Source organism: Nocardioides caldifontis (assembly GCF_008087345.1).
Lineage (GTDB): Bacteria > Actinomycetota > Actinomycetes > Propionibacteriales > Nocardioidaceae > Marmoricola_A > Marmoricola_A caldifontis.
Genome location: NZ_VHIB01000008.1, coordinates 26,009 through 44,758, shown reverse-complemented (window position 1 = coordinate 44,758; position 18,750 = coordinate 26,009). Strand labels below are relative to the sequence as shown.

Annotated in this window: 15 protein-coding genes; 14 read left to right on the top strand and 1 reads right to left on the bottom strand. The window is 72.6% G+C overall.

Annotated features, from left to right (window positions below; all coding sequences use genetic code 11):
• Positions 1-13 precede the first annotated feature (13 nt).
• The 8 genes from ndk (at position 14) to FIP57_RS14460 (ending at position 10,219) form a co-directional block, all read left to right on the top strand.
• A complete protein-coding gene (gene ndk, locus FIP57_RS14495; RefSeq protein WP_148574268.1) occupies positions 14-448 on the top strand; it encodes a nucleoside-diphosphate kinase in 435 nt (144 codons plus the stop codon).
• 89 nt (positions 449-537) lie between these two features.
• The gene (locus tag FIP57_RS14490; protein WP_148574267.1) at positions 538-1,563 is read left to right on the top strand and encodes a rod shape-determining protein; all 1,026 of its coding nucleotides are present in this window, start codon (positions 538-540) and stop codon (positions 1,561-1,563) included.
• Between the two features lie 3 nt (positions 1,564-1,566).
• Positions 1,567-2,475, top strand: coding sequence for a rod shape-determining protein MreC (mreC, locus tag FIP57_RS14485; protein ID WP_148574266.1), 909 nt, complete (start codon positions 1,567-1,569; stop codon positions 2,473-2,475).
• Positions 2,476-2,478: 3 nt separating this feature from the next.
• Positions 2,479-2,994 carry a rod shape-determining protein MreD gene (gene mreD, locus FIP57_RS14480; RefSeq protein ID WP_148574265.1) on the top strand — a complete coding sequence of 172 codons (516 nt, stop codon included), beginning with the start codon at positions 2,479-2,481 and terminating at the stop codon, positions 2,992-2,994.
• A gap of 7 nt (positions 2,995-3,001) precedes the next feature.
• The gene (gene mrdA, locus FIP57_RS14475; protein ID WP_148574264.1) at positions 3,002-5,185 is read left to right on the top strand and encodes a penicillin-binding protein 2; all 2,184 of its coding nucleotides are present in this window, start codon (positions 3,002-3,004) and stop codon (positions 5,183-5,185) included.
• Positions 5,182-6,402: a rod shape-determining protein RodA gene (rodA, locus tag FIP57_RS14470; RefSeq protein WP_148574263.1), complete on the top strand. Its 1,221-nt coding sequence runs from the start codon at positions 5,182-5,184 to the stop codon at positions 6,400-6,402. The genes mrdA and rodA overlap by 4 nt, the downstream gene beginning before the upstream one ends.
• A gap of 85 nt (positions 6,403-6,487) precedes the next feature.
• Entirely contained in the window at positions 6,488-8,167 is a 1,680-nt protein-coding gene (locus FIP57_RS14465; protein WP_148574262.1) for a S8 family peptidase, read from the top strand.
• 93 nt (positions 8,168-8,260) lie between these two features.
• Positions 8,261-10,219, top strand: a complete 1,959-nt coding sequence (locus tag FIP57_RS14460; protein ID WP_148574261.1) for a TIGR03960 family B12-binding radical SAM protein — start codon at positions 8,261-8,263, stop codon at positions 10,217-10,219.
• Between the two features lie 16 nt (positions 10,220-10,235).
• Here FIP57_RS14460 and FIP57_RS14455 read toward each other — a convergent pair whose 3' ends face one another.
• Positions 10,236-10,973 (bottom strand): hypothetical protein, encoded by a 738-nt coding sequence (locus FIP57_RS14455; protein WP_148574260.1) that lies wholly within the window; start codon positions 10,971-10,973, stop codon positions 10,236-10,238.
• 74 nt (positions 10,974-11,047) lie between these two features.
• Between FIP57_RS14455 and FIP57_RS14450 the strand changes: the two genes are divergently transcribed.
• The 6 genes from FIP57_RS14450 to proB all read left to right on the top strand — a co-directional run bounded on the left by FIP57_RS14450 (position 11,048) and on the right by proB (position 18,699).
• On the top strand, positions 11,048-11,788 hold the full coding sequence (locus FIP57_RS14450; protein WP_148574259.1) for a TIGR03936 family radical SAM-associated protein: 741 nt from the start codon (positions 11,048-11,050) through the stop codon (positions 11,786-11,788).
• A 199-nt stretch (positions 11,789-11,987) separates the two neighbouring features.
• The gene (locus FIP57_RS14445; protein ID WP_148574258.1) at positions 11,988-15,125 is read left to right on the top strand and encodes an Rne/Rng family ribonuclease; all 3,138 of its coding nucleotides are present in this window, start codon (positions 11,988-11,990) and stop codon (positions 15,123-15,125) included.
• Positions 15,126-15,307: 182 nt separating this feature from the next.
• On the top strand, positions 15,308-15,619 hold the full coding sequence (gene rplU / locus FIP57_RS14440; RefSeq protein WP_148574257.1) for a 50S ribosomal protein L21: 312 nt from the start codon (positions 15,308-15,310) through the stop codon (positions 15,617-15,619).
• A gap of 28 nt (positions 15,620-15,647) precedes the next feature.
• Positions 15,648-15,905 (top strand): 50S ribosomal protein L27, encoded by a 258-nt coding sequence (gene rpmA / locus FIP57_RS14435; RefSeq protein ID WP_148574256.1) that lies wholly within the window; start codon positions 15,648-15,650, stop codon positions 15,903-15,905.
• An 89-nt stretch (positions 15,906-15,994) separates the two neighbouring features.
• The gene (gene obgE / locus FIP57_RS14430; protein WP_148574255.1) at positions 15,995-17,584 is read left to right on the top strand and encodes a GTPase ObgE; all 1,590 of its coding nucleotides are present in this window, start codon (positions 15,995-15,997) and stop codon (positions 17,582-17,584) included.
• On the top strand, positions 17,581-18,699 hold the full coding sequence (gene proB / locus FIP57_RS14425) for a glutamate 5-kinase (RefSeq protein ID WP_148574254.1): 1,119 nt from the start codon (positions 17,581-17,583) through the stop codon (positions 18,697-18,699). Before obgE ends, proB begins: the two co-directional genes overlap by 4 nt.
• The last annotated feature ends 51 nt before the right edge of the window (positions 18,700-18,750 follow it).

Genomic DNA, 18,750 nt, shown 5'->3' with positions numbered 1-18,750 from the left:
TAGGCTGCCGCCCATGGCTGACCCGACCATCCAGAAGACGGCACAGCGCACGCTCGTCCTGCTCAAGCCCGACGCCGTCCGTCGCGGGCTGGTCGGCGAGATCCTGAGCCGTTTCGAGAAGCGGGGGCTGACGATCGTCGCCCTCGACATGCGCACGATCGACGGGGAGCAGGCCGACAAGCACTACGCGGAGCACGTCGAGCGCGACTTCTACCCGCCGCTGCGGGCGTTCGTCACCTCGGGGCCCCTGGTCGCGCTGGTCCTGGAGGGCGACTCCGCCGTCGAGGTCGTCCGGGGCATCAACGGGGCCACGGACGGTCGCAAGGCCGCCCCCGGCACCATCCGCGGTGACTTCTCGCTGTCGAACCGCGAGAACCTCGTCCACGGCTCGGACTCCGCGGAGTCGGCCGAGCGCGAGATCGGCCTCTGGTTCCCCGACCTCGTCTGACCCGCCCCGCGGGGGCGTGTCCTCCCCGCTGCAGCCCCTCCCGCTGCTTACGCTCCTCACGACACGTGTGACGGAAGTGGCGGGAGATCATGGCGAACAGCTTCATCGGCCGTGACATGGCCGTCGACCTCGGCACCGCCAACACCCTCGTCTACGTGCGCGGCAAGGGCGTCCTCCTCGACGAGCCCAGCGTCGTCGCGCTGAACTCCACGACCGGCGAGATCCTCGCGGTCGGCCACGAGGCGAAGCGGATGATCGGGCGGACGCCCGACAACATCACCGCGATCCGTCCCCTTCAGGACGGCGTGATCGCCGACTTCGACTCGACCGAGCAGATGCTCCGGTTCTTCATCCAGCAGGTCCACCGACGCCGCTACTTCGCCAAGCCTCGCCTGGTGATCTGCGTCCCGAGCGGCATCACCGCGGTCGAGCAGCGGGCGGTCAAGGAGGCCGGCTACCAGGCGGGCGCGCGACGCGTCTACATCATCGAGGAGCCGATGGCCGCGGCGATCGGCGCCGGGCTCCCCGTCCACGAGGCCACCGGCAACATGGTCGTCGACGTCGGGGGCGGCACCACCGAGGTGGCGGTGATCTCCCTCGGGGGCATCGTCACCAGCCTCTCGGTGCGGACCGCCGGCGACGACGTCGACCAGGCGATCATCGCGTGGATGAAGAAGGAGCACTCCCTGATGCTGGGGGAGCGCACCGCCGAGGAGATCAAGATGACCCTTGGCACCGCCTTCCCGCTGACCAAGGAGCCCGAGGCCGAGATCCGCGGCCGCGACATGGTCTCGGGGCTGCCGAAGACCGTCGTCGTGTCGAGCAGCGAGATCCGCCACGCGATCGAGGAGCCGCTCCACGACATCGTCGACGCGGTGCGCACCACGCTCGACCAGACCCCGCCCGAGCTCGCCGGCGACATCATGGACCGCGGCGTCGTCCTCACCGGGGGAGGCGCTCTGCTGCGCGGCCTCGACGAGCGGCTGCGCCACGAGACCGGCATGCCGGTGCACGTCGCCGAGGAGCCGCTGCACTCCGTGGCGATGGGCGCGGGCAAGTGCGTCGAGGAGTTCGAGGCGCTGCAGCAGGTCCTCGTCTCCGAGCCGCGGAGGTAGCCGGTGAGCCTCAAGGACCCCCGCCGCCGCCCGTCCCGCTCGGTGCTCGCCGTGCTCTGCCTCGCCAGCGTCACCGCGATCACCGTCGACCACCAGGGGGGCGAGGACTCGCCGTTCGAGCCGGTGCGCGACGCGCTCGGCAACACGCTGGCGCCGGCCCAGGAGAGCGCCGCGGTCGTGGCCCGGCCGCTCACCGAGATCCCCGACTTCTTCACGAGCAACAAGTCGCTGCGCGACGACATCGCGAAGCTGGAGGCGGAGAACCAGAACCTCCGGGGGGAGCTCGCCACCACCTCCGTCGTACGACGCCGCGCGGCCGAGCTCGACGGGCTGCTCAACGCCGGCAAGGAGAGCGGGCTCGCGCTCGTGCCTGCTCGGGTCGTCGCCATGGAGCCCGCGCAGTCGTTCACCCACACCGTGACGATCGACGCCGGGACCAGCTCCGGGATCTACCCCGACATGACCGTGATCAACAACCGCGGGCTCGTCGGCCGGGTCATCGCCGCCACCAAGAGGTCGGCCACCGTGCTGCTCCTCGCCGACGCCGAGTCGGTGGTCGGCGCGCGGCTCGGCTCCAGCTCGGAGGTCGGGTTCCTGCGCGGCCGCGGCACCGTCGACGGCGACGCCCGGCTCGACCTCGACCTGGTCGACGACGCCGAGACGCCGGGCAAGGACGACGTCGTGGTCACGTGGGGGAGCCGCAACGGGACGCCGTACGTCGCCGGGGTGCCGATCGGGATCGTCGAGGCGGTCTTCTCCAGCCCGCGCGACCAGGCGAAGCACGCGGTGATCACCCCCTTCGTCGACTTCTCCTCGCTCGACCTCGTGGGCGTGGTGGTCAACGCCGCCACCGAGGGCGACCGGCCGGTAATCCAGGCCGGAGAGCTCCCCGACCCCGACGAGGAGGACTGAGCGATGGCGCTCGCCCGCGGGCTGCTCTTCACCGTGCTGCTGCTCGTCGCCGTGGTGCTCCAGGTGACCTTCTTCGGCTACTTCTCCTACGACGGCGTGGTCCCCAACCTGGTGCTGCTCGTCGTCGTCGCCGCCGGGCTGAGCCGCGGGCCGGAGCTCGCCGCGGTGCTCGGGCTGGTCGGCGGCCTCGCGATCGACCTGGCCCCGCCGGCCGACCACGTGGCCGGCCGCTGGGCGCTCGCACTGGTGGTCGTCGGCTACGCCGCGGGGCGGGTGCGCCACGACGCCGGCCGCTCCACGCTGGCAGCGTTGGCGACCGTCGCGGCGTGCTCGTTCGCCGGTGTCTCGCTCTTCACCCTCAGCGGGCTGCTCCTCGACGACCCCGCGGTCCCCGTGGGGGAGGCGCTCGCGGTGATCCCCCCGTCGGTCCTCTACGACCTGCTCCTGTCCCCGTTCGTCCTGCCGGCGGCGATGCGGCTCTTCCGGCGCGTGCAGCCGGCGCCGCAGGTCGCCTACTGAGCCGCCGATGGCCAGCACCAGCACCTCCCGTCTCGAGCCGTCGGGGTTCCTCACCCGCTCCGGCCCCAAGGTCCGCACCCACGTGCGCGGCCGGCTCCGGCTCGGGGTCATCCAGGTGCTCGTGCTCACGCTGTTCCTGACCCTCTTCGGGCGGCTGTGGTACCTCCAGGTCTTCAGCGGCGACGACTACCAGGCGAAGGCCGCCGACCAGTCGATCCGCGACATCGTCGTGCAGCCGGCGCGCGGCCTGATCGTCGACGACATGGGGCGCCCACTCGTCGCCAACCGCACCTCGTGGGTCGTCACCGTCGACCGGACGCTGCTCGGCCGGATGGACGACGCGGTGCAGGAGCGGCTGCTGCGCCGCATCGCCCGCTCGGTCGACCGCCCGTACCAGGCGATCCGGGAGAGCCTGGTGCTCTGCGGCGCCCCCGACGCGAAGGCCGGGAGGTGCTGGAACGGCTCGCCCTACCAGCCGGTGCCGGTCGCCAAGGACATCGAGCAGCAGACCGCGCTGATGATCATGGAGCAGAACGAGGACTTCCCCGCGGTGATCGTGGAGTCCCAGAGCGTCCGCTCCTACCCGACGCCGTTCGGGATCAATGCCGCCCACCTGCTCGGCTACCTCAGCCCGGTCACCGAGGACGAGCTCGACCACGCGGAGGAGACCGACGACGCTTCGCTGCACGGCGGCTCCGTCGTCGGCCGCGCCGGGCTCGAGAAGCAGTACGACGAGTACCTCCGCGGCTTCCCGGGCTACAAGCAGGTCACCGTCGACTCGATGGGCCGGGTCGTCGGCGACTCCGGCGAGATCGAGGGGCGGGTGGGGGACACCCTCGTCACCTCGATCGACGCCCGCGTCCAGTCGGTCGTCGAGCGCCAGCTCGCGCAGACGATCCAGAACGCCCGCGGCGAGATCGACACCGTCACCGGTCGCCCCTACGTCGCCGACTCCGGTGCGGTGGTCGTGCTCGAGGCGCAGACCGGCCGGGTGGTGGCGATGGCCAGCCAGCCGACGTACGACCCGAAGGTGTGGGTCGGCGGGATCGGCAAGGAGCAGCTCGACCGGCTCTACTCCGAGGAGGCCGGGACGCCGCTGCTCTCCCGCGCCACCCAGGGGCAGTTCGCCCCCGGCTCGACGTGGAAGCCGTTCATGACGGTCGGGGCGCTGCAGAACGGCTACTCGCAGAGCACCGCGCTGCCCTGCTCCTCGGGGTTCCAGGTCGGCAACCGGGTTTTCAAGAACATGGAGTCCGCCTCGCACGGCTACATCGGGTTCGCGAAGGCGCTGGAGGTCTCCTGCAACACCTTCTTCTACCGGATCGGCTACGACTTCTGGCAGAAGTTCGGCTCCGACGTCGACGACGTCGACGCGAAGGACCCGCTCGTCGAGATCGCCCAGGTCTTCGGGTTCGGCAAGGAGACCGGGCTCGACCTGCCCGGCGAGGCCACCGGGCGGATCGCCGACCGGCAGTGGAAGCGCGACTACTACGAGTCGATGAAGGACTACTACTGCAAGGTCGGCAAGGAGGACGGCTCGGACTTCCTGCACCGGTTCGCGCGCGAGTTCTGCGTCGAGGGGTTCGCCTACCGGGCCGGCGACGCGGTCAACTTCGCGATCGGCCAGGGCGACACGGTCGTCACGCCGCTCCAGCTGGCCCGCGGCTACGCGGCCTTCGCCAACGGCGGCACCCTCTACGAGCCCCGCGTGGGCAAGGCGATCGTCAGCCCCGAGGGCGAGCTGGTCCGCGAGATCGAGCCCACGGTGCAGGCGGAGCTCGACATCTCCGAGAGCGACCTGGAGTACATCGACGAGGCGCTGCTCGGGGTCGCCCGCAACCCGCAGGGGACCATGAACTGGCGGCTCCAGGGGTTCCCCTTCGACGACGTCCGGATCCGGGCGAAGACCGGCTCGGCGGAGGTCTACGGCAAGCAGAGCACGTCGTGGGTGGCGTCGTACACCGAGGACTACGTCGTGGTGATGATGGTGTCGCAGGGCGGCACCGGCTCCGGCACCTCGGGGCCGGCGATCCGGAAGATCTACGAGGCGCTCTACGGCATCAAGGGCGAGCAGGTCCGCACCGCGCTCGCCGCCATCCCCGGGGTCGTGCCGCCGAAGAAGCTCCCGGTCTTCGCCGACGACGGCTCGATCCTGCCGCCGGCGACCTCCCCGCGGAAGGGCGACCAGTGAGCCTCCTCAGCAGCCACCGCGTCCGCAGCGGCCACGTCCCCGCCCCCTCCTCGCACGCCCGGGTGCCCCGGCTCGACTGGCTCCTGCTCCTCGCAGCCGCGGTGCTCCTCGCGATCGGCACCGTGCTGGTGTGGTCGGCCACCGTCGAGCGCGACGCCCTGACCGGCGGCGACCCTCAGGCGTTCCTCAAGCGTCACCTCGTCAACATCGCGATCGGGCTGGTCCTCGCGGTGCTGGTCGCCGCGACCGACCACCGCTGGATCCGGATGCTGGCGCCGCTGCTCTACCTCGCCTCGCTGGTCGGGCTGGTGCTGGTGCTCGTCATGGGGTCGACGATCAACGGGTCGCGCTCCTGGATCGTGCTCGCGGGGATGTCCGTGCAGCCCGCGGAGTTCGCCAAGCTGGCGGTCGCCGCCGGCATGGCGCTGATCGTGGCCGAGCGGACGGAGGGCTCCTGGCGCAACCGCGACGTCGGCCACCTCGACGTGGTGCTGATGCTGGCGGTCGCCGCCCTGCCCGCGTTGCTGATCCTCGCCCAGCCCGACCTCGGCACGATGCTGGTGCTGCTCGCCACCGTCTTCGGCGTGATCGCCGCCTCCGGCGCCCCCCGGGTGTGGCTGGCCGGGTTGGCCGGCGGCGGGGCGCTGGCGGCGCTGCTCGCGGTCAAGCTCGGGATGCTCGCCGACTACCAGATCGACCGGTTCATGGCGTTCACCGACCCGACCCTTGACCCGCGGGGCGCCGGGTACAACACCGAGCAGGCGCGCATCGCGATCGGCAACGGCGGGGTGTTCGGCCAGGGGCTGTTCGACGGCTCCCAGACGCAGTCCGGCTTCGTCCCCGAGCAGCAGACCGACTTCATCTTCACGGTGGCCGGCGAGGAGCTCGGGCTCGTCGGTGCAGCCACGGTCATCCTGGTGCTCGGCGTGGTCATCTGGCGCGCGCTCACCATCGCCGCCCAGGCCGACGACCTCTTCGGAAGGCTCGCGGCGGCCGGCGTCGCCTGCTGGTTCGGCTTCCAGTCGTTCCAGAACATCGGCATGTGCCTCGGCATCATGCCGGTCACCGGCGTGCCCCTCCCGCTCGTGTCGTACGGCGGCACCTCGATGTTCGCCACGCTGATGGCGATCGGGCTGCTGCAGACCATCCACCTGCGCACCCAGCGCTCGATGGGGCTCGGCGTGGCGCGCTCGCAGCTGCAGCGTTCACGCTTCTGAGCCGACACTCGATGTGGCAAGGTACGGCAGGCGCTCTGCCGACGTCCCTGGTCGTCCCGCGGCCACGAACCCCCGAAGGAACTCCATGCGCATCGCCACGCCCGCACGGTGGGCACTCGCGCTCTCGACGCTCGCCGCGTCGTGCGCGCTGACCGCCACCGCCACGACCGCGTCGGCAGCGCCGAGCAAGGATCCCGGCCCCGACCTCGCGCCGCTGGTCGGCACCGAGCGGGACACCGCGATCGAGGGCCGCTACATCGTGGTGATGGAGCCGGACGCCTCCGCGGGTGACGCCGCCACGGTCGAGGACGCGGCGGTCGCCGAGGGCGGGGAGGTCGACCAGTCGTTCGACACCGCGCTCACCGGCTTCACCGCCGAGCTGACCGACGACGCGGTCGAGACCCTGCGCGAGGACCCCGACGTCGCCTTCATCGAGGCCGACCAGCGCGTCGAGGCGTGGGACGTCCAGCGCCGCGCGCCCTGGGGGCTCGACCGGGTCGACCAGCGCGGGAACAAGCTCAACGGGAAGTACCGCTTCACCGGCAACGGCAAGGGGGTCACCGCCTACGTGATCGACACCGGGATCCGGTCGAGCCACCGTGAGCTCCGTGGGCGGGTCAGCAAGGGGTTCAGCGTCATCAAGGACGGCCGCGGCACCCGGGACTGCAACGGTCACGGCACCCACGTCGCCGGCACGCTCGGCGGCAAGACCTACGGCGTCGCCAAGAAGGTCACCCTCCGTCCGGTGCGCGTGCTGCGCTGCAGCGGGGCGGGCAGCAACTCCGGCGTGATCGCGGGCATCGACTGGGTGACCCGCCACCACAAGGGCGGCCCGGCGGTCGCCAACCTCAGCCTGGGCAGCGGCGAGTCGCGGGCGATGGACGCCGCCGTGCAGCGGGCCGTCGCCGACGGCGTGTCGTTCGTCGTCGCCGCCGGCAACGAGCGCGAGGACGCCTGCTACTTCTCGCCGGGCCGGACCCCGTCGGCGATCACGGTCGGCTCCACCCGCAGCAACGACGGCCGCTCCGGGTTCAGCAACTGGGGCACCTGCGTCGACATCTTCGCCCCGGGCAACAACATCACCTCGTCGTGGTACCGCAACGACAAGGACACCCAGACGATCAGCGGCACCTCGATGGCCTCCCCGCACGTCGCCGGGGCGGCGGCGATCTACCTGCAGAAGCACCGGCGTGCGAAGCCGGAGCAGGTGAAGGCGGTGCTCCTCGACGGCGCGACCAAGGGCAAGGTGAAGGGCCGGAAGGCCGGCTCGCCGAACCGGCTGCTCTTCACCCGCGTGAAGGCCGCCCCGCCGAACAACATCCTGCGCAACCCCGGGTTCGAGGCGGGAGCGACCGGGTGGTCCGCCTCCGCCGGGGTGATCACCAAGGACACCGGGGAGAGCAGCTACACCGGTGCCTGGAAGGCCTGGCTCGGGGGCACCGGCAAGGCGCACACCGACAACCTCAGCCAGCAGGTGGCGGTCCCTGCCGGGGTCCGGGCCCGGCTCAGCGTCTACCTGCGGATCAACACCAACGACGACATCACGCGGACCAAGGACACGGTCAGCGTGCAGGTCGTCCGAGGCGGCACCACGACCACGCTGGCGACGTACTCCAACCGGGCGTCCGGGCTCGGCTACGTCCGGCGGACCTACGACCTCAGCGCCTGGGCCGGCCGCACCGTCACCGTGCGGTTCCGGGCGACCGAGGACCAGGGCGACCTGACGAACTTCGTCATCGACAACGTGGGGCTGTCGACCCGCTGACCGGCTGACCCGTCCGCCTCGGCGCTGAACCGGGTCGCCACCCCGTCGTACCCTGGGGGAAGTCCCCGCCCCTGAGAATCACGAGGTTGACCCATGCCCGCGACCGCTGCCGCCCACGACTCCGTCTGGGGCCGGCTCGAGCCGTTGCTGCCGGGAGTGCAGAAGCCCATCCAGTACGTCGGCGGTGAGCTCAACTCGACCAGCAAGGAGTGGGACGAGACCGACGTGCGCTGGGCGCTGATGTACCCCGACGCCTACGAGGTGGGGCTGCCGAACCAGGGCGTCCAGATCCTCTACGAGGTGCTCAACGAGCAGGACCGGGTCCTCGCCGAGCGCACCTACGCGGTGTGGCCGGACATGGAGCAGGCGATGCGGGAGCACGGCATCCCGCAGTTCACCGTCGACGCCCACCGGCCGGTGCGCGCCTTCGACCTGCTCGGCGTCTCCTTCTCGACCGAGCTGGGCTACACCAACCTTCTGACCGCGCTCGACCTGGCCGGCATCCCGCTGCACGCCGTCGACCGCACCGAGGCCGACCCGCTGGTGCTCGCCGGGGGCCACGCCGCCTTCAACCCCGAGCCGATCGCCGAGTTCGTCGACGCGGCGGTCCTCGGGGACGGCGAGGAGGTCGTGCTCGCGATCACCGAGGTGGTCCGCGAGTGGAAGGAGGAGGGGTGCCCCGGCGCGGGCGGCCGCTCGCCCCGCGACGAGCTGCTCTACCGGCTCGCCGTGTCCGGCGGCGTCTACGTCCCGAAGTTCTACGACGTCGAGTACCTCCCCGACGGCCGGATCCGGCGCGTCGTGCCGAACACCTCCGGGGTGCCGTGGCGGGTCGCGAAGCACACCCTGATGGACCTCGACGCCTGGCCGTACCCCCGCAAGCCGCTGGTGCCGCTGGCCGAGACCGTCCACGAGCGGTACTCCGTGGAGATCTTCCGCGGCTGCACCCGCGGCTGCCGGTTCTGCCAGGCCGGGATGATCACCCGGCCGGTCCGGGAGCGCTCGATCACCACGATCGGCGACATGGTGGAGAACGGCATCCGTTCCTCCGGGTTCGAGGAGGTCGGGCTGCTCTCGCTGTCCAGCGCCGACCACTCCGAGATCGGTGACGTGGCCAAGGGGCTGGCGGACCGCTACGAGGGCTCCAACGTGTCGCTCTCGCTGCCCTCGACGCGGGTCGACGCGTTCAACATCGACCTCGCCAACGAGTTCTCACGCAACGGGCGCCGGTCCGGGCTCACCTTCGCCCCGGAGGGTGGGTCGGAGCGGATGCGCCGCGTGATCAACAAGATGGTCACCGAGGAGGACCTGATCCGGACGGTGGCGGCGGCGTACTCCCACGGCTGGCGGCAGGTCAAGCTCTACTTCATGTGCGGGCTCCCCACCGAGACCGACGAGGACGTCCTCGGCATCGCTGACCTGGCGAAGAAGGTCATCGCTAAGGGGCGCGAGGTCTCCGGGCGCAACGACATCCGGTGCACGGTCTCGATCGGCGGGTTCGTGCCCAAGCCGCACACCCCCTTCCAGTGGGCCGCGCAGCTCGACTGGGAGACCACCGACGAGCGGCTGAAGAAGCTCCGCGACGACGTCCGGGCGGACAAGAAGTACGGGCGGGCGATCGGGTTCCGCTACCACGACGGCCGCCCCGGCATCATCGAGGGGCTGCTCTCGCGCGGCGACCGGCGCGTGGGCCGCGTGATCGAGGCGGTCTGGCGCGACGGCGGGCGCTTCGACGGGTGGAGCGAGCACTTCTCCTTCGACCGCTGGGTCGAGGCGTGCGAGAAGGCGCTGGCCGGCACGCCGGTCGACCTCGACTGGTACACCACCCGCGAGCGCGACTACGCCGAGGTGCTCCCGTGGGACCACCTGGACTCCGGGCTCGACCGCGACTGGCTCTGGGAGGACTGGCAGGACGCCATCGACCCGGACGGCGCCGAGGTCGAGGACTGCCGGTGGAACCCGTGCTACGACTGCGGCGTCTGCCCGCAGATGGACACCGAGATCCAGATCGGCCCCACCGGCCGGAAGCTGCTGCCGCTCTCGGTCGTCTGAGCCGGTCGAGGACGGTTCAGAACAGTCCGGCGGTGAGCATCGCCACACCGACGATGAGGACCACGCCGACGACGAGCAGCGCGGCCATGGCCGCCGTACGGCCGGGGGAGCGGGGCTCGGGGGCCTCGGGGTCGAAGAGCGAGGCGTAGGGGTCCGCGGGCCCGCCGACGCGCGGGTCGCCGGGGCCGCGCGGCGGCTCGACCGGCGGCGGCCACCCGACCGGTGGCTGGTCCTGTCCCGACGGGGGCGGGGCGTCCGCGGGCGGCGCAGTCGGCGGTACGTCGGCCGGCGGCGCGTCGGTCGTGGGGCCGGCGTCCGCGGCGGCGACCGGTGGTGGCTCGGCGGCGGGTGGGCCCGGCACGGCGGCCGGATCGGCGGGCGAGCCGACCTGCTCGACCCCGTCCGCGGAGTAGCGGTAGGACCAGGTCGTGCCGTCGGCGCCCCGGAGGTGGATCTCGCCACCGGTGGCGAAGCGGCCCAGCCCCTGCCAGAACGCCGCCGCCTGCTCGCACCAGCGCGGGTCGCCTTGACGGTCGGTGGAGAACAGCAGCGCGTCGCCCTCCCGGACCACCGAGACCCCGGCGACGGACGCGAGGTCGGCGAGCGTCTCCACGTGCGCCGTGCCCACCACGAGCCGGTCGGGGTCGAACGGGCCGTCCTTGCCGCCGAGCTCGACCTCGAGGACCGTCAACGCCTGGTCCTCGAGCTGCTCGGGCAGGGTGATCCGGCCGGAGGTGACGACGAGCGGGCCCATGGGGAGCCAGCCTAGAGCCGCGGCCCCGACCCGTGTCTCGGCGGCTCCTCCGGCAGCGGCTAGGGTCGAGGACCGTGCGTGACCAGCCCGAGCAGCAGGCCCCACCGGTGCAGCGGCTCCGGATCCGCTACGCGAAGCGGGGGCGGCTGCGCTTCACCAGCCACCGCGACTTCTCGCGCGCCTTCGAGCGTGCGCTGGTGCGCGCAGGGGTGCCGATGGCGTACTCCTCGGGGTTCAACCCCCACCCGCGGATCTCGTACGGCGGTGCCGCGCCCACGGGCTCGGCCAGCGAGGCGGAGTACCTCGAGATCGGGCTCCGCGAGGAGGTCGACCCGACGGAGGTGGCACGGCGGCTCGACGAGGCGCTGCCCCCCGGGCTCGACGTGCTGGACGTCGTCGAGTCCTCCGGCGGGGCGCTCGCCGACCGGCTCGAGGCCAGCGTGTGGCGGATCCACCGGCTCGAGGCCGACCGGTCCGCGCTCGAGGAAGCGGTCGCCGCCTTCCTCGCCCGCGACGAGGTCGTGGTGGAGCGGATGACCAAGAAGGGGGTGCGCGGGTTCGACGCCCGGCACGCCGTCGTGACGCTCCGTGTAGCCGACATCACGGACAATGACGACCGGTGTGCGATACTCGAGGTGGTCCTACGGCACGGTTCGCCGTCCGTGAGACCCGACGACGTCCTCGCCGGCATCCGCGAGGCCTCCGGGCTCCACGCAGGCTCCGCTGCACTTTTCGAGCGGCTCGCGCAGGGTCCGTTGGACGAAGGGACCGGCACGGTGGGGGACCCGTTGGCGCCCGACCGCGACGCGGTGTGACCGGATGGTGACAGCTCCGGGACGCAGACGCCGCTGACCGCGGTCGAGCCGACAGTTCCCTCGTCGACGCTCAGGCGGTGGAGGTCGCCGCTCGCTCCGCGAACCCGTGGAGCGACCCGCAGGCTTGCGCTCGGGCGGCAACGTCCGGGCGACCGACACGCACCGCGTGCGCCCGAGGCGTCGCGGTCCGAGGAGTTACATGCTCGACGAGCAGTCCCAGGCAGACGCCGGGAACCGCACCACTGACCAGGAACCGAACAGCACCACCGAGCCGCAGGCGCCGACCGAGCAGCCTGCCGCCGAGGCGGCCGCCGACCAGCCGGCCGCCGAGCGCCCGGCCCCCCGCAAGCGGGCGCCGCGCAAGAGCACCAAGAAGGCCGCAGCCGCCGCCGTCGACGGCGACCAGCCGCCCGCCGGCGACGAGGCGGGTGAGACCCCACCCCCGGCGAAGAAGACCGCCGCCCGGCGGACCCGCAAGACCGCCGCCGCGCCGCCCGCGGCCGAGTCACCCGCCGAGGGCGGTGACGCCACCGCTGCCGCCGCCGACACCGCCACCGACACCGCCACCGACGGAGCCACCGAGGGTGAGGCTGCAGCCAAGCCGGCGAAGAAGGCCGCGAAGCGGACCCGGAAGGCGCCCGCCAAGAAGGCCGCCGCTGCACCGCCGGAGCAGCCGGAGCCCACGCGTGACGCCGACGTCGACCCCGCGGCCGCGGACACCGCGGACAGCACGGACACCGCGGCCACGGGCGCGCCGAGCGCGACCGCGCCGCTGTTCCAGCCGCCGGAGCCGGTGAAGACGACGCGCCGCCGCAGCACGAAGAAGACGGCCGCCGCCAAGGCGACCACCTCGGCGACCGACGAGGCCGCCGCTGCCACCGAGCCGGCCGCCGAGCCGGAGGACGTCGAGGAGGCCGCCGCGGTCGCGGCCGGTGCTCCTGACGAGGCCGACGGCGCGCCCACGGTCGACGCCGAGGTCGAGACCACCGACGGAGCCCCGGACGAGTCCGGCTCCGAGGACGACGAGCAGGAGGACCAGCAGGACGAGTCCGCGGAGAGCGAGGGCGACTCCGGCCCGCGCCGCCGCCGTCGTCGTGGCGGCCGTCGCCGGCGCCGGGGCTCCGGTGGCGAGGGCTCGGGCGACCAGTCCGGCTCGACCGACGACGAGTCCGGAGACGAGCAGGCCGACGAGTCGTCGGAGGACTCCGACGCGGAGGGCCAGGCCGACGGCACGTCGGACGGGGCGTCCGAGGGCCAGTCGGAAGGTGGCGGCAGCAGCCGCCGCCGGCGCCGCCGTCGCCGGTCGGGGGACTCCGACACCGACGGCGACGACGCCGAGGGCACCGTCACGCGGGTGCGCAAGTCGCGCTCCGCCGAGGACGAGATCACCAGCTTCTCCGGCTCCACGCGGCTCGAGGCCAAGAAGCAGCGCCGCCGCGAGGGCCGCGAGGCCGGCCGCCGTCGTGCGCCGATCATCAGCGAGGCGGAGTTCCTCGCCCGCCGCGAGTCGGTCGACCGCACCATGGTCATCCGGCAGAAGCGCGACCTGACCCAGATCGCGGTCCTCGAGGACAAGGTGCTCGTCGAGCACTACGTGGCGCGCGAGTCGCAGACGTCGCTGATCGGCAACGTCTACCTCGGCCGCGTGCAGAACGTCCTGCCCTCGATGGAGGCCGCCTTCATCGACATCGGCCGCGGCCGCAACGCCGTGCTCTACGCCGGTGAGGTGAACTGGGAGTCCCTCGGCGCCAAGGAGGGCAACCAGCGCAAGATCGAGCAGGTGCTCAAGCCCGGCCAGGCGGTCCTGGTGCAGGTCACCAAGGACCCGATCGGCCACAAGGGCGCCCGGCTGACCAGCCAGATCAGCCTCCCGGGGCGGTTCCTGGTCTACGTGCCGGGCGGCTCCACCAGCGGCATCTCGCGCAAGCTCCCCGACAACGAGCGCAGCCGGCTCAAGACGCTCCTGAAGGAGATCGTGCCCGAGAGCGCCGGCGTGATCGTGCGCACGGCCGCCGAGGGCGCCAGCGAGGACGAGCTGACCCGCGACGTCGAGCGGCTCAAGGCGCTCTGGGCCGACATCGAGAGCAAGGTCGAGAGCGGCAACGCGCCCCAGGTGCTGTACGCCGAGCCCGACCTCACCCTCAAGGTGGTCCGCGACCTCTTCACCGAGGACTTCGGCAAGCTGGTCGTCTCCGGCGACGACGCCTGGGACATGGTCCAGCAGTACGTCGAGCACATCGCCCCGGACCTCGTCGAGCGGCTCGAGCGGCACGACGACTCCCACGGCGACGCGTTCGCGGAGTACCGCATCGACGAGCAGATCGCGAAGGCGCTCGACCGCAAGGTCTGGCTCCCCTCCGGTGGCTCGCTGATCATCGACCGCACCGAGGCGATGACCGTCGTCGACGTGAACACCGGCAAGTTCACCGGCTCCGGCGGGAACCTCGAGGAGACCGTCACCAAGAACAACCTCGAGGCGGCCGAGGAGATCGTCCGCCAGCTGAGGCTGCGCGACATCGGCGGCATCATCGTCATCGACTTCATCGACATGGTGCTCGAGAACAACCGCGACCTCGTCCTCCGCCGGCTCATCGAGTGCCTGGGCCGCGACCGCACCCGCCACCAGGTGGCCGAGGTGACGTCGCTGGGGCTCGTGCAGATGACCCGCAAGCGGATCGGCACCGGGCTGCTCGAGGCGTTCAGCGAGCCCTGCGAGCACTGCCAGGGCCGGGGGCTCCACGTCCACCAGGAGCCGGTCGAGCAGAAGCGCAAGCAGACCGAGGAGGAGCCGCGGCGCAGCCGGCGCGGCCGTGGCGGTCGCGGGCGGTCGGACGACCAGGACCAGGGCGGCAAGGACCAGGGCAAGGACCAGGGCACGGACCAGCCTGACTCGAAGCCGGCCGTGCGCCGTCCGACCCCGGCCGAGTTCGCCGCGATGGCGGCGGCGGCCGAGGAGTCCGACCACCACCACCGCGAGGCGGAGGTCGACACGGCCGAGCTGCCGGCCTCCGAGCCGGGACAGTCGTCCGAGCCGTCGGCGGACGCGCCGACCGCGGATGCGACCGCGGAGCCGTCTCCTGAGCCGACTCCTGAGCCGACTCCTGAGCCGACTCCTGAGCCGACTCCTGAGCCGACTCCTGAGGCGACTCCTGAGGCGGCTGCCGAGACGTCGGCGGACGAGTCGGCGGGAGAGCAGCAGCAGGAGCCGGTGAGCCCGCCGCCCCCGGCCGCGCCCCGCATCGTCACCTCCGTGCGGCGCATCGGTGCCCGCCGGCCGGCCGGGCCGCCCTCGGGTGCCGCGGCGGGGGCCGTCGCCGCGGCGGACCCCTCCGAGTGACCCAGCGGAGCACCGGAGGGGCCCGTTTTGACCGCCCCTCCGGTGTTCCGTAGACTTGACCCTTGGCGCGCGCTGCGTGCCCTTCGCCGCGTGCTTCAGCCGCTCCCAACCTCTCGGTCGGTGACGCGTGCTGCGTCGGTGCGGCTGACCAGGAACTGAACGACCGAGGAGAGTGAGTCGCGGTGTACGCGATCGTGCGCAGTGGCGGAACCCAGCAGAAGGTCGCCGTCGGTGACGTCATCGAGATCGACAAGGTGACCAACGGTGTGGGCGAGTCCGTCACCCTGCCGGTGCTCCTCCTCGTCGACGGCGAGAAGGTCACCGCCGATGCCGACCGGCTGGCCGGGGCGTCCGTGACCGCCGAGGTCCTCGGCGCCGCCAAGGGTCCGAAGATCACGATCCTCAAGTACAAGAACAAGACCGGTTACCGGAAGCGCCAGGGGCACCGTCAGAAGTACACCCAGGTCAAGGTCACCGACATCTCCGCAAGCTGACTCACCACATCCCGAGCGAGGAACTGACATGGCACACAAGAAGGGCGCCGCGTCCACCAAGAACGGTCGCGACTCGAATGCCCAGCGGCTCGGCGTGAAGCGCTTCGGCGGCCAGGTCGTGAACGCCGGCGAGATCATCGTCCGCCAGCGTGGGACCCACTTCCACCCCGGCTCCGGTGTGGGCCGCGGCGGCGACGACACGCTGTTCGCGCTGGTGGCGGGCGCCGTCGAGTTCGGCACCAAGCGTGGCCGCCGCGTGGTCAACATCGTCCCGGCCGCTGAGTGAGCTCAGCCGGACCGATCACCTGCCAGACGCCCTGCTGAGCCAGCAGGGCGTCTGTCGCTTTTCCACCCCCTGACCCCGAGGAGACCACGATGGCCGTGCCGACCTTCGTCGACCGCGTCGTGCTGCACGTCTCTGCCGGGCGCGGCGGCAACGGCGTCGCGAGCGTCCACCGCGAGAAGTTCAAGCCGCTCGGCGGCCCCGACGGCGGCAACGGCGGCCCCGGCGGCAGCGTGATCCTGCGCGTCGACCCCGACGTCACGACGCTCGTCGACTACCACCACAGCCCCAAGCGGCGCGCCGAGCACGGTGGTCAGGGTGCCGGCGGCCACCGCAACGGCACCCACGGCGCCGATCTCGTGCTCCCGGTGCCGGACGGGACCGTGGTGAAGACCCTCGACGGCGACGTGGTCGCCGACCTCGTCGGCGCGGGGACCGAGGTCGTCGTCGCCCAGGGCGGCCGCGGCGGGCTGGGCAACGCGGCGCTCGCCAGCTCCAAGCGGAAGGCGCCGGGGTTCGCGCTGCTCGGTGAGCCCGGCGACGAGGTGAGCATCGCCCTCGAGCTCAAGGTCGTCGCGGACGTCGGGCTGGTCGGCTTCCCCAGCGCCGGCAAGTCGAGCCTGATCGCCGCGCTCAGCCGGGCCCGGCCGAAGATCGCCGACTACCCCTTCACCACCCTCGTGCCGAACCTCGGGGTCGTCACCGCCGGCGAGACCACCTTCACCGTGGCCGACGTACCCGGGCTGATCGAGGGGGCCAGCGAGGGGCGCGGGCTGGGCCACGACTTCCTCCGCCACGTCGAGCGGTGCGCCGCGCTGGTGCACGTCATCGACCTGCCGACGATGGAGCCCGGCCGCGACCCGGTCAGCGACCTCGACACGATCGAGAACGAGCTGGCGAAGTACGGCGGCCTCGAGGACCGGCCCCGGCTGGTCGCCCTCAACAAGATCGACGTGCCGGACGGCCGCGAGATGGTCGACCTGGTGATCGACGAGCTCCGTGGTCGCGGGCTCACGGTCGTCCCGGTCTCCGCGGCCAGCCACGAGGGGCTGCGGGAGCTCTCCTTCGCGATGGCCGAGGTGGTCGCCCGGGCCCGCGCCGAGCGCCCTGCCCCGGAGCCGGTCCGCATCGTCATCCGGCCGCCCGCCGCCTCGGGGGCGCCCGACTTCACCGTCACCGAGACCTCCGACCCGTCCGGCCAGCCGATGTGGCGGGTCCGCGGCGAGAAGCCCGAGCGGTGGGTCCGGCAGACCGATTTCTCCAACGACGAGGCGGTGGGCTTCCTCGCCGACCGGCTCAACCGGCTCGGCGTCGAGGAGCGGCTGCTCGCCCTCGGTGCCGCCGAGGGCGACGCCGTCGTCATCGGCCCGGAGGACAGCGCGGTCGTGTTCGACTTCCGGCCGATGGTCGACGCCGGTGCCACGGCGCTCGGCGACCGGCGCGGCGAGGACGCCCGGTTCGCCGAGGAGCGGCCGTCGGTGCGCCGGCGCCGCGCGATCGACGCCGCGTACGCCGAGCGCGGCGAGGGCGAGTCCCGGGCCGACGTGGCCCGCCGCCAGGCGCTGGCCGGCGAGGGCGGCGTGAGCGACGAGAGCGGCGCGGAGTGGGACCAGAACAGCGTGTGGACCGAGCGGGACCCGGGGGAGGGCTCGACGGAGGACGGTCAGGAGGGGCCGAGGTGAACCGGGAGGTGGTCTCGGCAGCGCGCCGGGTCGTCGTGAAGGTCGGCTCGTCGTCGCTGACCACGGCCGCCGGCGGGATCGACCCCGGCCGGCTCCGTGCGCTGGTCGACACGCTGGCCACCGCCCGTGCCCGCGGCGCCGAGGTCGTGCTCGTCTCCAGCGGTGCGATCGCCGCCGGCCTCTCCCCGCTGGGGCTGCCCCGCCGCCCCCGCGACCTCGCCACCCAGCAGGCCGCCGCGTCGGTCGGCCAGGGGCTGCTGGTGCACCGCTACACCGAGGCGCTCGCCCAGCACGGGATCACCGCTGCCCAGGTGCTGCTCACCGTCGACGACGTGACCCGGCGCAGCCACCACCAGAACGCCCACCGGACCTTCGCCCGGCTGCTCGAGCTCGGCGTGCTCCCGATCGTGAACGAGAACGACACCGTCGCGACGACCGAGATCAGGTTCGGCGACAACGACCGGCTCGCCGCTCTCGTCGCGCACCTGGTCCACGCCGACCTCCTGGTGCTGCTCAGCGACGTCGACGGGCTCTACACCGGCAAGCCCGGACGCCCCGGCTCCCGGCTCCTCGAGGAGGTGGGCGGCGCCCAGGACCTCGAGGGCATCGACATCGGCCGTGCCGGCTCCGCCGGCGTGGGCACCGGCGGCATGGTGACCAAGGTCGAGGCCGCCCGCATCGCCACCGGCGCGGGGATCCCCGTGGTGCTCACCTCCGCGGAGCTGGCGGGGGAGGCGCTGGCCGGCAAGCCGGTCGGCACCCTCTTCCGCGCCACCGGCAGGCGCCGCTCGACCCGGCTGCTCTGGCTGGCGCACGCCACCGAGGGCAAGGGGCGGTTGGTCCTCGACGACGGCGCGGTCCGCGCGGTCCGCGACCGCAGGGCGTCGCTGCTGCCCGCGGGGATCACCGCGGTGACCGGCTCGTTCACGGCCGGCGACCCGGTCGACGTCGTCGCGGCCGACGGGGCGCTGGTGGGCCGGGGGCTCGTGAACTACGACTCCGGCGAGCTGCCGGCGCTGTTGGGCCGCAGCACCCGCGACCTGGCGCGCGAGCTGGGCAGCGGCTACGAGCGCGAGGTCATCCACCGCGACGACCTGGTCCTGGTCCGCCTCTGACCGGATCGGTCCTTCCTGGGCCGAAAATCCGCCACTTCCGGAGACGCGACC

Bases quoted from the DNA above. Each gene is read 5' to 3' on its own strand.
- obgE (WP_148574255.1), top strand. From the start codon at position 15,995: ATGGCCGTGCCGACCTTCGTCGACCGCGTCGTGCTGCACGTCTCTGCC.
- FIP57_RS14455 (WP_148574260.1), bottom strand. From the start codon at position 10,973: ATGGGCCCGCTCGTCGTCACCTCCGGCCGGATCACCCTGCCCGAGCAG.
- FIP57_RS14465 (WP_148574262.1), top strand. From the start codon at position 6,488: ATGCGCATCGCCACGCCCGCACGGTGGGCACTCGCGCTCTCGACGCTC.
- FIP57_RS14460 (WP_148574261.1), top strand. From the start codon at position 8,261: ATGCCCGCGACCGCTGCCGCCCACGACTCCGTCTGGGGCCGGCTCGAG.
- FIP57_RS14445 (WP_148574258.1), top strand. From the start codon at position 11,988: ATGCTCGACGAGCAGTCCCAGGCAGACGCCGGGAACCGCACCACTGAC.
- mreD (WP_148574265.1), top strand. From the start codon at position 2,479: ATGGCGCTCGCCCGCGGGCTGCTCTTCACCGTGCTGCTGCTCGTCGCC.
- ndk (WP_148574268.1), top strand. From the start codon at position 14: ATGGCTGACCCGACCATCCAGAAGACGGCACAGCGCACGCTCGTCCTG.
- FIP57_RS14490 (WP_148574267.1), top strand. From the start codon at position 538: ATGGCGAACAGCTTCATCGGCCGTGACATGGCCGTCGACCTCGGCACC.
- rpmA (WP_148574256.1), top strand. From the start codon at position 15,648: ATGGCACACAAGAAGGGCGCCGCGTCCACCAAGAACGGTCGCGACTCG.
- mrdA (WP_148574264.1), top strand. From the start codon at position 3,002: ATGGCCAGCACCAGCACCTCCCGTCTCGAGCCGTCGGGGTTCCTCACC.